1 rRNA gene is annotated in these 258 nt (G+C 50.8%); it reads right to left on the bottom strand.

Annotation, left to right across the window (positions count from 1 at the left end):
• Positions 1–258: ribosomal RNA gene (locus M3661_RS30080) — 23S ribosomal RNA — on the bottom strand; the annotation flags it as partial.

Raw genomic sequence — 258 nt, 5'->3', positions numbered from 1 at the left:
GGTCTACGCCTACGTACTTATTCGCCCTATTCAGACTCGCTTTCGCTTCGGCTCCAGCTCTTCACCTTAACCTTGCACGCAAACGTAACTCGCCGGTTCATTCTACAAAAGGCACGCCATCACCCATAGAAAGGGCTCTGACTTCTTGTAAGCACACGGTTTCAGGTTCTATTTCACTCCCCTTCCGGGGTGCTTTTCACCTTTCCCTCACGGTACTGCTTCACTATCGGTCACCAGGGAGTATTTAGCCTTAGCAGA

It is taken from the genome of Paenibacillus sp. MER 180 (genome assembly GCF_023713665.1).
GTDB classification, from domain to species: Bacteria; Bacillota; Bacilli; order Paenibacillales; family Paenibacillaceae; genus Paenibacillus_B; species Paenibacillus_B suaedae.
This window is presented reverse-complemented; position numbering and strand designations above follow the sequence as displayed.